This window comes from Streptomyces flavusporus (assembly GCF_046267975.1).
Classification (GTDB): domain Bacteria; phylum Actinomycetota; class Actinomycetes; order Streptomycetales; family Streptomycetaceae; genus Streptomyces; species Streptomyces flavusporus.
This window is the reverse complement of sequence record NZ_CP176503.1, coordinates 1465854-1479611: the sequence shown is the minus strand read 5'-3', so window position 1 is coordinate 1479611 and position 13758 is coordinate 1465854. Positions and strand designations below refer to the sequence as shown.

Annotated in this window: 11 protein-coding genes; 4 read left to right on the top strand and 7 right to left on the bottom strand. The window is 72.1% G+C overall.

The window, feature by feature from the left end; translation table 11 throughout:
- Positions 1-12 precede the first annotated feature (12 nt).
- Both ACKTSN_RS07290 and ACKTSN_RS07285 read right to left on the bottom strand, forming a co-directional pair.
- Entirely contained in the window at positions 13-1380 is a 1368-nt protein-coding gene (locus ACKTSN_RS07290; protein WP_409468333.1) for an MFS transporter, read from the bottom strand.
- Entirely contained in the window at positions 1377-1949 is a 573-nt protein-coding gene (locus ACKTSN_RS07285; protein WP_409468332.1) for a TetR/AcrR family transcriptional regulator, read from the bottom strand. The genes ACKTSN_RS07290 and ACKTSN_RS07285 overlap by 4 nt, the downstream gene beginning before the upstream one ends.
- Before the next feature lie 79 nt (positions 1950-2028).
- On the opposite strand from ACKTSN_RS07285, the gene ACKTSN_RS07280 reads away from it, so the two are divergent.
- Positions 2029-2454 (top strand): PPOX class F420-dependent oxidoreductase, encoded by a 426-nt coding sequence (locus tag ACKTSN_RS07280; RefSeq protein ID WP_409468331.1) that lies wholly within the window; start codon positions 2029-2031, stop codon positions 2452-2454.
- A gap of 113 nt (positions 2455-2567) precedes the next feature.
- Positions 2568-4658 carry a tetratricopeptide repeat protein gene (locus tag ACKTSN_RS07275; RefSeq protein ID WP_409468330.1) on the top strand — a complete coding sequence of 697 codons (2091 nt, stop codon included), beginning with the start codon at positions 2568-2570 and terminating at the stop codon, positions 4656-4658.
- Here the strand turns inward: ACKTSN_RS07275 and ACKTSN_RS07270 are convergent.
- The 3 genes from ACKTSN_RS07270 to ACKTSN_RS07260 all read right to left on the bottom strand — a co-directional run bounded on the left by ACKTSN_RS07270 (position 4645) and on the right by ACKTSN_RS07260 (position 8769).
- Positions 4645-5940 carry a hypothetical protein gene (locus tag ACKTSN_RS07270; protein ID WP_409468329.1) on the bottom strand — a complete coding sequence of 432 codons (1296 nt, stop codon included), beginning with the start codon at positions 5938-5940 and terminating at the stop codon, positions 4645-4647. The genes ACKTSN_RS07275 and ACKTSN_RS07270 overlap by 14 nt on opposite strands.
- Before the next feature lie 648 nt (positions 5941-6588).
- Entirely contained in the window at positions 6589-7938 is a 1350-nt protein-coding gene (locus ACKTSN_RS07265) for an MFS transporter (protein ID WP_409468328.1), read from the bottom strand.
- 165 nt (positions 7939-8103) lie between these two features.
- Positions 8104-8769, bottom strand: a complete 666-nt coding sequence (locus ACKTSN_RS07260; RefSeq protein WP_409468327.1) for a TetR family transcriptional regulator — start codon at positions 8767-8769, stop codon at positions 8104-8106.
- A gap of 150 nt (positions 8770-8919) precedes the next feature.
- On the opposite strand from ACKTSN_RS07260, the gene ACKTSN_RS07255 reads away from it, so the two are divergent.
- A complete protein-coding gene (locus tag ACKTSN_RS07255) occupies positions 8920-9807 on the top strand; it encodes a shikimate dehydrogenase (protein WP_409468326.1) in 888 nt (295 codons plus the stop codon).
- 85 nt (positions 9808-9892) lie between these two features.
- Positions 9893-11674 (top strand): bifunctional sugar phosphate isomerase/epimerase/4-hydroxyphenylpyruvate dioxygenase family protein, encoded by a 1782-nt coding sequence (locus tag ACKTSN_RS07250; RefSeq protein WP_409468325.1) that lies wholly within the window; start codon positions 9893-9895, stop codon positions 11672-11674.
- On the opposite strand, the gene ACKTSN_RS07245 is transcribed toward ACKTSN_RS07250, so the two are convergent.
- Positions 11661-13124: a membrane-associated oxidoreductase gene (locus tag ACKTSN_RS07245; protein WP_409468324.1), complete on the bottom strand. Its 1464-nt coding sequence runs from the start codon at positions 13122-13124 to the stop codon at positions 11661-11663. The genes ACKTSN_RS07250 and ACKTSN_RS07245 overlap by 14 nt on opposite strands.
- 46 nt (positions 13125-13170) lie before the next feature.
- Positions 13171-13758 carry a histidine phosphatase family protein gene (locus ACKTSN_RS07240; protein ID WP_409468323.1) on the bottom strand — a complete coding sequence of 196 codons (588 nt, stop codon included), beginning with the start codon at positions 13756-13758 and terminating at the stop codon, positions 13171-13173.

Below are 13758 nucleotides of genomic sequence, written 5' to 3'. Positions count from 1 at the left end.
CGCCCTCAGACCTCATCGTCGCGCACCAATCCGCAAACGGTCCGCCGGACGGCCGCGATGCGCCTGACTTGCGGACTCCTCGTCGTCCCGACCCGGCAGCGCCAGGGCCACCACGGCCCCGGCCGCGGCCACGACGGCGAGGACGGCCAGGGCCACGCCGGTTCCGCCCCCGCCCATCAGCGTGGCCGCCACCGCCACGCCCAGCACCGGCCCGAGGTTCATCGCCGTCAGCTGCAGACCGCCCGCCACGCCGGCCGACTCCACCGGGGCCCGGCGTACCACGACATGGGTCGCCGCCACCATCACCGTGCCGAAACCGGCGCCCAGCAGGGCGAAGCCGCAGCACAGCGTGAGCGTGGCCGAGCCCGCGGAGAGCACCAGGATGCCGACGGTCAGGACGGCCATCGCCGCCACCGTCGTCCGCCGGGGGCCGACCCGGCGCAGCAGCACCGCGCACACCGGTGCCGCCACCACCATCAGCACCGCCAGCGGCAGACTGACCAGGGCGCTGCGCAACGGGTCGAGGCCAAGCACGCCCTGCAGGACGTACGTTCCCACGAACAGCGTGCCGAACAGCGCCGCCGACGCCGCCACCAGCACCCCGAGCGCCGCAGCGACCGCCGTCGAGCCGACGACCTCCGGTGGCACCAGCGGGGCGGCGGTACGGCGCTCATGCCGGACGAACGCCGCACCGGCGACCGCCGCTCCGATCCAGCCGACCGCCGCCCGGCCGGCGTCCGGCAGTGTGACCAGGGCGTACACCAGGCAGGCCAGGCTCACCGCGAGCATGAGCGCACCCGGCGGGTCCAGCCGAGCGGTGGCCGTCCGGGGTTCCGGCCCGCCCGCCGTCACGGCGAGCACACCGAAGACCAGGGCGGGGACGACATTGACGAAGAACACCGAGTGCCAGCCCAGCAAGTCCACCAGCGCCCCGCCCACGAGCGGCCCCGCGGCGGCCGCCAGCCCGATGGCGCCGGTCCGCACCGCGAGGGGCGTCCGCAGCCGGTCGGGCGGGTAGGTGGCGCGCAGCATGCCGAGCGTGGCCGGCTGGAGCAGGGCACCGAAGACGCCCTGCGCGATCCGCAATCCGATCACCCAGCCGACGCCGGGCGCCAGGCCGATCGCGGCCGAGGTGACGCCGAAACCGACCATGCCCGTAGCGAACAGGCGCCGGTGGCCGTACCGGTCGCCGAGCCGCCCGGCGAACACCAGCAGGGCGGCCACCGCGATCAGATAGCCGGTGCTGGTCCACTGGACCTGTGCGAACGACGCGTCCAGGTCCCGTTGCAGGGTGGGCTGCGCGATGGTGAGCACCGTGCCGTCGAGGGCGACGAGCACGGCCCCGGCCACGCTGCTCGCCAGCGTCAGCCGGCGGTTCACCGCTCGTCGCCGGGGCCGAGGTGGGCGTCGAGGGCGGTGTGCAGCAGGGGCAGGAAGTCGTCGGCGCCCGTGGCGAGTTGGAGACTGCCCCAGCGCCACAGCTGGGCGATGCCGTGCAGCTGCGCCCACAGCGCCCCCGCGACGGCGTGGGCATCCGCGTCGGGGCGGACCCGGCCGACCAGGTCCACGAGGACGGCGAACAGCGGCAGGCTGGTGTCCCGGAGACCTAGGTGGCCGCTTTCGAGGAGATCGTGACGGAACATCAGTTCGTACATGCCGGGGTTGTCGAAGGCGAACTCCAGGTAGATCCGGGTCAGTTGTTCGAGCTGCGTACGCGGGTCCCCGTCGGTCACAGTCGTCGTCCGGTCGGCCAGCTCGGCGAAGCCGCGGCGCGCGATGGCGGACAGCAGTTCCAGGTGGGTGGGGAAGTAGCGGCGAGGGGCGCCGTGCGAGACGCCGGCGCGGCGGGCGATCTCGCGCAGGGTGAGCGCGTGCACACCTTCGCCGGCGACCAGTTCCACGCCTACGTCGACCAGACGGGTCCGCAGGTCCTTCTCGGGTGCACTCATAGACAGTGTCTACCAGCTCATCGTAGACACTGTCTACTCGCTGGGAATGTGAGGCCATGCACGGGCGGTTTACCGAGTCATGAGTGAGGATGCACTGCTGAAGCTGCTCTCCGAAGGTCACAGCGGGGTGCTGGTCACCCTCCGGCGCGACGGCCGCCCCCAGCTGTCGAACGTCATGCACGCCTACTGTCCGGAGGAGCGGACCATTCGGATCTCGGTCACCGACGACCGCGCCAAGACCCGCAACCTGCGCCGCGACCCCCGGGCGTCGTACCACGTGACCACCGCCGACCGGTGGGCCTACACGGTCGTCGACGGCACCGCCGACCTCTCGCCGGTGGCCGCAGACCCGTACGACGACACGGTCGAGGAGCTCGTCCGCCTCTACCGTGACATCGAGGGCGAACACCCCGACTGGGACGACTACCGCGCCGCCATGATCCGCGACCGTCGACTGGTGGTGAGGCTACGGGTGGAGAGGGCGTACGGCGCCCCGCGGGGCTAGTTCATTTCGCCAGGTGGCAGATTCAAGAGGGTGCCTCGGCACGCGCCTTGATGTGCCGTCACATGCCGCTAGGGTTGATCACAACCGAGACCTGGACGGGGGGAGTGCGCGGCATGGTGGATCCGATCTCGGTGGGGGCCATCGGCGCGGTGCTCGGAGCCGTCGGGGCCGGCATGGCGAACGAAGCCGGCAAGTGGGCCTGGGAGTCGGCCGGCGGTCTGGTCCGCCGTATCGCCGGACGCGAGGTGCCCGCGCCCACCACGCCCGGTCAACTGGACGACGTGGCCCGCCTGGTGCACGAGCGTCTGCACGACGATCCTCAACTGGCCACTGCATGGTCCCAGTTCACGTGCACTGTCCGCCTCCCGAACGCGTCGGGGCGCCCGAGCCTTCCCGACGCACCGCGCTTTTTCACGGACCGTCAACAGGCCCTGAAACTCCTAGACAAGGAGGCAAAGCGCTCCTTCGACGGACGCCCCCGCCGCATTCTCCTCCACGGCCCCGAAGGCATCGGCACCAGCACACTGGCCGTCCACTGGGGCTGGCGGCAGACCGCCCGCTTCCCCGACGGCCAGTTGTACGCCGATCTGCGCGCCCGCACGCCCGAGGCGCTCCTGCGCACTCTGCTGCGCGGGCTGGGCCTGCCGGACGAGGAGATACCCCCGGCCGCCGAGGACCGCGCCGACCTCCTCCGGCGCTGTCTGGCCGACCGGCGGCTGCTCCTCGTGCTCGACCACGCCCGGACCGCTGCGCAGGTGCAGCCGCTGCTGACCTCGGCGCCCGGTGTGTTCACGATCGTCGTCGCCCGGCACCGGCTCATCGGCCTGGACGCCCTGCCGATCGCGGTCGGTCCGCTGGCCCGGCGGGACGCCGTGCGGCTGCTCACCGAGCTGGCCGGGAAACCCGCGGTCACCGCCGCCCGAGCCACCCTGCCCGCCGTACTCGACCGCTGCGCGGGCTCCCCCTACGCCCTGCGCGCCGCCGCACCCCGCCTCGCCGACCCACCCCCGCAGCCGGAGGCCCCCGCCGTGCCCGAGAGCGACCCGGTCCGCGCCGCCGCCGAGGACTCGTACCGCCGGCTGACACCGCAGGCGGCCCGCCTGTACCGCCTCGCCGGCCTCCGTGGCTGGCCCGCCCTCGACGCCGCGGCCGCGGCACGCGCCGCCGACCTCGACCCCGCCGAAGTCCCCGCGCTCCTGGAGGCACTCGTCGACGCGCTCCTCCTCGAACGCACCGACACCGGCCGTTACCGCTACCGACCTGCAGTGCGCGTCCATGCCGAGCGCACGGCCGCCGCCGCCGACGGCATCGCGGTCTGTTCCGCCGCCGTGGCCCGAGTCGTCGAGGGCTACCGGGACCTGGCGGTGGGCGCGGCGCGGGCGGCCCTCCCGGAGAGCTGGCGGGTCCCCGACGCGGACTCGCCGGTCTCCTACCCGGACAGGGGTGCAGCCGTTGCCGCCCTGGCCGCAGAGGCGCCCAACCTCGTGGAGGCCGTACGCGCGGCGGACGAGTTCGGAGACAAGGACACAGTCGTCCTGCTCTGCCAGGCCTTGTGGCCGCTCCAGCTCAAGGCCGGACACCACGAGGTCCTGCTGCCCGCCCTGCGGACCGGTGCCCGCACCGCCGACGAGCACTTCCCCGGCACCCGGACCGCCGGTGCCCTGCATGCCCAACTCGCCCACGCCCTCACCGAGTTGCGCCACTGGGGCGAGGCCGAGCCGGAGGCGCTCGCGGCCGCCCGGGACGAGCAGTCCGCGGGACACGTCCGCGGCCACGCCTCCGCCGTGGAGTTCCTGGGCCTGCTGCGGCTGCGCCAGTGGCGATTTGCGGAGGCGTACGCCTGCTTCGAGGAGGCGGACGGCATCCTCGACGGCATCGGTCCCGCCGACGAGGGCGCCGCCGACCTGCCACGCGCCCGCGCCCTGCTGCAGCGGCACCGAGGGCGAGCACTGCGCGGTCTGGGCCGCCGCGACGAGGCCGTACGGCGACTGGAAGGTGCCCTGCGCTTCTTCCGGGACAGCGGCGAGGCCTACAACACCGCCCGCACTCTGACAGACCTCGCCGAAACCCACCTGGACGGCGGTGAGTTCGTGGCAGCCCTGCCGTTGATCGAGGAGGCGATCGCAGCTCTTTCTGCGGAGAAGGCCGAGTATCAGGTGGCCCATCTGCGGATGCTGCGGGAGCGGTGCGTCACACCGGAGTGACCGCGACCCGGTGCCCGGTCTCACCCGTTCGGACCGTCAGTCCCTGTGCGGTCAGCTCGTCCAGGGACTTGCCGGCCGCGAGCCAGGCATGGAGGGCGGAGGCGTACGCGGCCGGGTCGGCGTCTGCGCCGGAGTCGGCGTCCAGATGCAGCAGTGCTCCCGCGCGCGTGCGCAGCACACAGGACCTGGGGCCGGTGACGTAGGCCGCGAGCGCGCAGTGCGGATGCCGGTTCAGGACCTGCGCCGTCCACCGGGCGGGGGAGCCGAAGCGCGGGTCGTCGGCATCGCCGTACCGGAACACCACGTCGGCGAGGTCCAGTTGGTCCGTCTCCCGGGTGTCCTCGTGGACGGCGGTGTGCGCCTCGCCCTTGTCGTCGTCCGACGCATGCGGGCCCGCGTACCGCGTGACGGCGACCTCGCCGGAGCCCAGCAGCCGGGTGAGCACCAGGAGGGGCACGGTGTGAACCGACGGTTCGTACGGCGGCAGCGGGAGCGGTTCGAGGTGGGCGGGGCCGTCGGGTTCGGGGATACCGATGACGTCGTAGAAGTGGCGGCGCAGCCGGGTCGCCGACTCGCCGGGCACCGAGCTGGTGAACTCGGCCGGTTCCGGCGGAGGTCGGTGGTGGTCGAGCAGCGTCTCCAGCTGGGGACGGAGTGGGAGCGCGGGGTCCAGACGGGGTGCGGTGCGCACGAACTCGTGGACCGGGGCGTCCGGGGCGAGACCGGAGAGGGGGGCGGCGCCCAGGAGCACCGGTGTACCGAGGGCGGCGGCGTAGTAGGTGACCGAGCCGTGGTCGCCGATCACCGCGTCGGCGGCGATCAGGGCCTGCCGCCAGCCCTCCAGGGGGTCGATCAGAGCCAGGCCGGCGCGCCGGGCGCGATGGAGCCAGGCGCGGATCTGGCCGGGGCCGTGACCGTGCCAGATGTTGGGGTGCAGGACGGCGGCGAGGCGGTACTCGTCCGTCGGCAACTCCGAGGTCAGACGTGGCAGGAGGGACGGCAGTACATCATCTCCGTCGTCACCGAAGAGCGACTCGGGGTTCCAGGTGGAGGTGAGGACGATCAGGCGTCGGCCCCGGCCCACTCCGAGGGCCCGGCGGAAGCGGTCGCGGTACGTGCGGGCCGCCAGCATGCGGTCCCAGCAGGGGTCCCCGGCGAGTACGGCTGAGGGCGCGACCTCGGGGCAGACGGTGCGCAGGCGCTCGTACTGCTCGGGATGGGAAAGCACGAGCGCGTCGGCGACGGGCGCTCCGTCCTCGGTGAGCAGCCACTCCCTCGACATCCCGAAGACGGGCGCTGCCCCGGCTTCCCCCGCTCGCCCGCTCGCCCGCTGCCGGGTGTTGGGTGTTGGGTGTTGGGTGTTGGGTGTTGGGTGTTGGGTGTTGGGTGTTGGGTGTTGGGTGTCGCCAGCCTCTTAGTATATCCGACACCATGTGACATCACGGTCAAGACGCCGGAAAGTGCTCGGAGTTGACCGCCGAAGCTCGCCGAGATCGCGAGGTCGACCGGAGTGGCAACCGCCTGTTCCCAGGGCAGCACGGGAACCTCCGTGTCCGCCAGCAGCTCGGCGAGGCCCGCTCGGAACGCCGACGACCCCGGGCTCGTAGCCAGCAGCTGCACCCGGAAGTCGTCGTGGAAGAGGGGCAGGATGTCGAGGAGCCGGGTCGCCGAGGTCACGTTGTGCACGACGAGCAGCACTTTGTGGCTGTGCCCCCGCGTCGCCCATCGTGCCGCGTCGTCCCCGACCGGCACCCGTATCCACCCGGCCCCCGCCACGTCCTCGCCCGCCTCTCTTCGCCCGCTCATGTGATCGGGCAACGATAGTCAAAGGGCGTCGAGAGCGCTGCTGGTGTTTGCCGCCCGCCGGGACCGCCCATAACGCCCGAGCCCCCGGATGCCGTCACGGCTCCGGGGGCTCGGGCGTTATGGGTCAGGCCGTCACCGTCTCCGGCTGCGCGGCCTCGCGGGGGGTCCGCACGCCGAGGTGTTCCGTGGGCACCTTGTGGGTCTCGCGGGCGGAGAGCGCGGCGATCACCGGCGGGATGCACAGGGCCGCGGTGAACAGGGCCACGGAGGACCAGTCGTCGCCGTCGGGGCCGGCGATCCGGGCGGCGAAGGTGACCGCGAAACCGGCGACCGCGAAGCCGATCTGCGTGCCGATCGCCATGCCGGACAGGCGCACCCGGGTGGAGAACATCTCGCCGTAGAAGGAGGGCCACACCCCGTTCGCGGCGCTGTAGACGACACCGAAGGTGACGATGCCCAGCAGCAGGGTCAACGGGTACGAGCCGGTGGAGATCGCCCAGAGGTAGAGGAACATCGTGATCGCGCTGCCGACGGCGCCGACCAGGTACACCGGGCGGCGGCCGATACGGTCCGACAGCGTGGCCCACAGCGGGATCGCGGCGAGTGCGACGACGTTGGCGAGGGCGCCCACCCACAGCATGGAGGAGCGGCTCATGCCGACCGAGTCGCTGGTGGCGTACGACAGCGCCCAGACCGTGAATATCGTGCTGACGGAGGCGATCAGTGCGCCCGCGATCACCCGGAGGACGTCCGCCCAGTGTTCGCGCAGCAGCACTGCCAGCGGCAGTTTCACGACGCCTTCGGTGGCGGTCTGCTGCTCGAACGCCGGGGTCTCGTCCAGCTTGCGGCGGATGACGTAGCCGACGACCGCGACGGCGACGCTGAGCCAGAACGGCACGCGCCAGCCCCAGGACATCAGATGCTCCTCGGGGAGCGCGGCGATCGGGATGAAGACAAGGGTGGCCAGGAGTTGGCCGCCCTGGGTGCCGCTGAGGGTGAAGCTGGTGAAGAAGCCGCGCCGGTTCGGTGGCGCGTGTTCCAGCGTCATGGAGTTGGCACTGGCCTGCTCGCCGGCCGCCGATATGCCCTGCAGCACGCGGCACAGGACCAGCAGGACGGGCGCGAGGGTCCCCACCTGGGCGCGCGTGGGCAGACAGCCGATGAGGAACGTGGAGATGCCCATCAGCATCAGCGTGAAGACCATGATCTTCTTACGGCCCACCCGGTCGCCGAAGTGTCCGAGGAAGAGGGCGCCGATGGGGCGGGCGGCGTAGGCGACGCCGAACGTGGCCAGCGACAGCAGGGTGGCCGTGGCCGGGTCGGACTCGTCGAAGAAGACCTCGGGGAAGATCAGGGCGGCCGCGCTGCCGTAGATGAAGAAGTCGTAGTACTCCAGGGCGCTGCCGATCCAGGCCGCTGTCGCGGCCTTCTTCGGCTGCCCGGGCGGGGCGGAGGGGGCGGCGGGGACGGACACGGCGGCTCCTTTGAGGGAACTCCAACGCAGAGAACGTAGAGGGAGTGAGCGGCGGGGGAGAAGGGCCGGATCTTCGGCTAATTAACCCACTGGATAGTTAGTCCCGGTGGGTAGGGATGTTGCGCCCGCGTTTCCCTGCTGTCAAGGGGTTGTACCGTGCGGCGTTCAGTCGGTCGCGCGCTCCGCCGTCAGGTAGGCGATCACCATGTCTCCGAGCGTGGTCCGGTAGTGCTCGCGCTGCGCGGGGTCGACCAGGTCGCGGCCGAACAGGGCGCCGAAGGTGGCCCGGTTGGACACCCGGAAGAAGCAGAACGAGCTGATCATCGCGTGCAGGTCGACGGCGTCGACGTCGGCCGTGAACAGGCCGGATTCCTGTCCCGACGCCAGGATGCGGCGGATCACGTCCAGCGCCGGTGAGCCGATCCTGCCGAGCTTCTCGGAGGCGGCGATGTGCTGGGCGCCGTGGATGTTCTCGATGCTGACCAGGCGGATGAAGTCGGGGTGTGCCTCGTGGTGGTCGAAGGTCACCTCCACCAGGCGCCGGATGGCCGCGACCGGGTCGAGGTGCTCGACGTCCAGCTCCTGCTCGGCCTCGCGGATCACGCCGTACGCCCGCTCCAGGACGGCCGTGAAGAGCTGCTCCTTGCCGCCGAAGTAGTAGTAGATCATCCGCTTGGTGGTGCGGGTGCGGGCGGCGATCTCGTCGACCCGGGCGCCGTCGTAGCCGGCCCGGGCGAACTCCTGGGTGGCGACGTCGAGGATCTCGGCCTTGGTGCGGGCGGCGTCACGGATGCGCCCGCCTGGTCGTGCCGTTTCGTCGACGCTGGTCATCGGGTTCCTTCGGGCGATGGGCAGGTGCCGAGATTGTAGAGCTCGCCGTCGGAAGTCGGTTCGGAAGTCTTCCCCTGTCCGAGGACTGCCTGCTATGACTAACGTACTAGTTCGTACATTACTGGTTTCCAGGTGCTCAGGAGGTCCTCGGTGGCCAAGGACTCGTTTCTCGTCGGACTGATCGGTTCCGGTATCGGACCCTCGCTCAGTCCGGGCCTGCACGAGCGGGAGGCCGACCGTCAGGGCCTGCGCTACCTGTACCGGCTGATCGACATCGACACCCTCGGCGTGCCGCCCGAGGCGGTCGGCGAACTGCTGCGGGCCGCCCGCGACCTCGGCTTCGACGGGCTGAACATCACCCACCCGTGCAAGCAGCTCGTCATCGACCACCTGGACGCGCTCGCCCCGCAGGCCGAGGCGCTGGGCGCGGTCAACACCGTCGTCTTCGAGGACGGCCGCGCCATCGGCCACAACACCGACGTCACCGGCTTCGCGGCCTCCTTCGCCCGGGGACTGCCCGACGCTCCGATGGAGCGGGTCGTACAGCTCGGCGCGGGCGGCGCGGGCGCGGCCGTCGCGCACGCCACGCTCACCCTCGGCGCCGGGCAGGTCACCGTCGTCGACGCCCGGCCCGAGCGGGCCGCCGCCCTCACCGGCTCCCTGAACCGGCACTTCGGCAGCGGCCGGGCGGTCGCGGCGGCCCCCGAGGAGCTGGCCGGCCTGCTCGAGCGCGCCGACGGCATCGTCCACGCCACCCCCACCGGCATGGCCGCCCACCCCGGCCTGCCCTTCCCCGCCGGCCTGCTGCACCCCGGCCTGTGGATCGCCGAGGTGGTCTACCGCCCGCTGGAGACCGAACTGCTGCGCGCCGCCCGCGCGATCGGCTGCGCCGCTTTGGACGGGGGCGGGATGGCCGTCTTCCAGGCCGCGGACGCGTTCCGGCTGTTCACGGGCCGGGAGCCCGACAGCGTGCGCATGCTGGCGGACATCGCGGAGATGGCCGGCGTTGCGGAGAGCCCGGCGGGCAAGGCGGTATGACACCTGCGGGCCGCTCGTGGCTGGTCGCGCAGTTCCCCGCGCCCCTTCGGGGCGCCGCAGTACGGAATCTTGAAGGAGCAGGTCCATGCGTACGTCCATCGCCACCGTCTCCCTCAGCGGATCCCTCACCGAGAAGCTCACGGCCGCCTCCCGGGCCGGCTTCGACGGCGTCGAGATCTTCGAGAACGACCTGCTCGCCAGCCCCCTCACCCCCGAGGAGATCCGCGCCCGCTGCGCCGACCTCGGCCTGACCATCGACCTCTACCAGCCGATGCGCGACATCGAGGCCGTCCCCGCCGACGAGTTCGCCCGCAACCTGCGCCGCGCCCGGCACAAGTTCGAGCTGATGCACAGGCTCGGCGCCGACACCGTCCTCGTCTGCTCCAGCGTCTCCCCGCTCGCCGTGGACGACGACGCCCTCGCCGCCGAGCAGCTGCACCAACTCGCCGACCTCGCCCAGGACTTCGGCATCCGCGTCGCCTACGAGGCGCTCGCCTGGGGACGGCACGTCAGCACGTACGACCACGCCTGGCGCATCGTCGAGACTGCCGCCCACCCGACGCTCGGGACCTGCCTCGACAGTTTCCACATCCTCTCCCGCGGCTCCGACGTCAAGGGCATCGAGGACATCCCCGGCGAGAAGATCTTCTTCCTCCAGCTCGCCGACGCCCCGCTGCTCGCCATGGACGTCCTGCAGTGGAGCCGTCACTACCGCTGCTTCCCCGGCCAGGGCGGCTTCGACGTCGCCGGTCTCGTCCGGCACGTCCTGCGCACCGGTTACGCCGGCCCGCTCTCCCTCGAGGTCTTCAACGACGTCTTCCGGCAGGCCGAGGCCGGCCCGACCGCCGTGGACGCCCACCGCTCGCTGCTGGTGCTCCAGGAAGCCGTCGGCGCCGCGGCCCTGCCCCGACCCGTCGTCCCCACCGGGGTCGCCTTCGCCGAACTGGTCACCCCCGACACCGAACCCGTCTCCGCCCTGCTCACCGCCCTCGGCTTCGCCCGCACCGCACGGCACCGCACCAAGCCGGTCGACCTGTGGCAGCAGGGCGAGGCCCGCATCCTGGTCAACACGGGACCGTCCGTACCCCGCGGCGGTACCCAACTCGCCGCCATCGGCCTTCAGTCACCGGACCCGGCAGCCGCGGCCGAGCGCGCCGAGGCGCTCCTCGCCCCCGTGCTGCCCCGCCGCCGCGCCCCTGAGGACGCACCGCTCGACGCCGTGGCCGCTCCCGACGGCACGGAACTCTTCTTCTGCGGCTCCGACCGCTGGCGCACCGACTTCGAGCACCTCGCCCACACCCCCGCCGCCACCGACGTCCACCGCATCGACCACCTCGCCCTCACCCAGCCCTGGCACCACTTCGACGAGGCGACCCTCTTCCACCGCAGCGTCCTCGGACTGCACCCCCAGGAGAGCGTCGACGTCGCCGACCCCTACGGCCTGCTGCGCAGCCGCGCCGTCACCAACGCCGACGGCAGTGTCCGCATCGCCCTCACCGTCGGCGCCGCACCCACCGACGACACCGTCCGCGCCCAGCACATCGCCCTCGCCACCGACGACGTGATCGCCGCGGCCCGCCGCTTCCGCGAGGCAGGCGGCCACCTGCTGCCCGTCCCCGCGAACTACCACGACGACCTCGCGGCCCGCTACGACCTCACCGACGAGGAGCTGAAGACGTACCGCGACCTCGGCATCCTCTACGACCGTGACGCCTACGGCGTCTTCCGCCACTGCTATACACAGACCGTGGGCCGCGTCTTCTTCGAGCTCGTCCAGCGCGACGACGGCTACCGAGGCTACGGCGCCCAGAACGCGCCGGTGCGCCTGGCCGCCCAGCACGCGATGAAGGCCGTCACTGGCGGCTGATGGTCCGGGTCAGGCCCGCCGCGACCGTCGTGGCCAGGATCCAGCCGGTGAGGACGAGGACGTAGGCCAGCACCTGGTACCCGTCCTTGGGGGCGAACGCGGGTTCCTGGCCGAAGGAGATCACCGGCAGCAGCAGGTCCAGCGTGTAGAACACCGGGTTGAAGGGCGGGGCCTCGTCCGCCTTCAGCGGCCGGGGATGGTGCAGGGCGAAGGCGACGGAGCCGACCGCGAGCAGCGACAGCAGCCAGCCGGCCGCGCGCAGCGGACGGAAGCCGTAGCCGACGGTGACGTCCTGGACGTGGCCCCACAGGCGGCCGAACCAGGGGAGAGTGCCGCGATGCCGGCGCTGTTTGGCGAGCTGGACCAGCCGGGCCGCGTGGTCGTCGCCGATGCGCTGAAAGGCGGCGGTCAGCTGCTCGTAGGCGTGCGGGACATAACCGTCGCCGTCGCGCTCCAGCATGGGGATGCGTCGCTCGGCGGGCTCGTGCGGGGTGAGGGAGGTGTAGGTGAGGCTGTTGAGGAGGACACGGTCCGGCAGCATCTCCGGCTCCAGGAACAGGACTTCGATCTGGGCGCGCCGCAGATTGAGCGTGCCTTCCATGGGCGGGCCCTTGCGCAGCCAGAGTTCGCCGATCGTGCTGCTGCTCGCCCGCAGCACCGCCTCGCCGGGGTTCGACAGGTGTGAGTACGCCAGGTCGAGCCGGCCCGCGATCCGGGCGCCGCGCAGACCGATCCATCCCTGCACGCGCGCGTGACGCATCAGGAAGTGGCCTCCCACGCTGAGCGTCTCCGCGTCGAGGGGGCCGTGTCCGAGATGGCTGAGCTGTGCCTCGTTGAGGTTGACCGACCCGCCGACGTCGGCGCCGTTGAGCCTGATCTGCCCGTGGACGCGCAGCCCGGGTGCCCACAGGTCGTCGCCCACGGTCACCTGGTTGAGCTGGAGCGCCGGATCCTGGGCGTCCGGCGCGCTGATCTCCGCGCCCTCCAGGTACAGGCTCCCGGCGATCTGTGCCCCGCCGAGCCGCACCACTCCCCGGAACCGGGCGCGCGTCATCCGCAGGACGCCCTCCACGTGCACGGCGTGGGAGGTCAGCCCCGGCAGGACGGACTCGCTCAGGTTGAGCTCACGCAGCCGGCAGCCGTAGAAACGCGGTACCTCGTCGAAGTAGCAGTGCCTCAGCCGGGCGGGGTGGTCGATCGTCGCGTACTGCAGGTCGAGCATCCCCGTGATGCGGGCGCCCGCCAGACTGAGCGAGGCTATTTCGCCGTCCTCCTGCGGTCCGTTGAGGAGCAGCGACCTCAGCACGGCCGCGCGTACGGTGCGTTCGGGCCCCCAGCCCGCCCCCGTTGCCGGGTCCTCGTCGTCGACGGTGCGGAAGTCCACGAACTCCCCGCGCGGAAAGGCCCGCCACACCCGCAGTTCGGCCGCCGTCAGATCGTTGATCTCCATCGCCGGCGACTCTGACCCGACCGAACCACGGGTGTCAACACGGCGCTTACGGCCGGGTGTTCCACTCCGCGACGACCGGCCGCCCGTGCTCCGTCGACAGCCGGCTCACCGTCCCCGTCGCCAGCTGGAACAGCCGCCCGTCCCGGGGCGGCAGCCCGAGCCGGCGGGCCGCCAGGACGCGCAGGAAGTGGGCGTGGGCCACGAGGACCACGTCGCCCTCGGCGAGCGCGTCGCCGACCCGGGACAGAACGCGGTCGGCACGGGCGCCCACCTCGGCCGGGGACTCGCCCGGATGCCCCTGGGGGCCGGGCGGCACGCCGTCCGTCCACAGGTACCAGTCGGGACGGGTGCGGTGGATCTCGCGGGTGGTGACACCTTCGTAGCCGCCGTAGTCCCATTCCTGCAGGTCGGGGTCAGGTGTGGCCCCGGTCAGGCCCGCCAGTCCGGCGGTGCGTATCGCGCGGGTCAGCGGGCTGGTGAGCGCGAGAGCGAAGGTCCGGCCGGACAGGAGTGGAGCGAGGGACTTGGCCTGTTCCTCGCCGTGCCCGGTGAGGGGCAGGTCGGTCCAGCTGGTGTGCTGTCCCGTGACGCTCCACTCCGTCTCACCGTGGCGGACCAGCAGGAGATCCCCCAC

Bases quoted from the DNA above. Each gene is read 5' to 3' on its own strand.
- ACKTSN_RS07280 (WP_409468331.1), top strand. From the start codon at position 2,029: ATGAGTGAGGATGCACTGCTGAAGCTGCTCTCCGAAGGTCACAGCGGG.
- ACKTSN_RS07270 (WP_409468329.1), bottom strand. From the start codon at position 5,940: ATGTCGAGGGAGTGGCTGCTCACCGAGGACGGAGCGCCCGTCGCCGAC.
- ACKTSN_RS07250 (WP_409468325.1), top strand. From the start codon at position 9,893: ATGCGTACGTCCATCGCCACCGTCTCCCTCAGCGGATCCCTCACCGAG.
- ACKTSN_RS07260 (WP_409468327.1), bottom strand. From the start codon at position 8,769: ATGACCAGCGTCGACGAAACGGCACGACCAGGCGGGCGCATCCGTGAC.
- ACKTSN_RS07285 (WP_409468332.1), bottom strand. From the start codon at position 1,949: ATGAGTGCACCCGAGAAGGACCTGCGGACCCGTCTGGTCGACGTAGGC.
- ACKTSN_RS07275 (WP_409468330.1), top strand. From the start codon at position 2,568: ATGGTGGATCCGATCTCGGTGGGGGCCATCGGCGCGGTGCTCGGAGCC.
- ACKTSN_RS07245 (WP_409468324.1), bottom strand. From the start codon at position 13,124: ATGGAGATCAACGATCTGACGGCGGCCGAACTGCGGGTGTGGCGGGCC.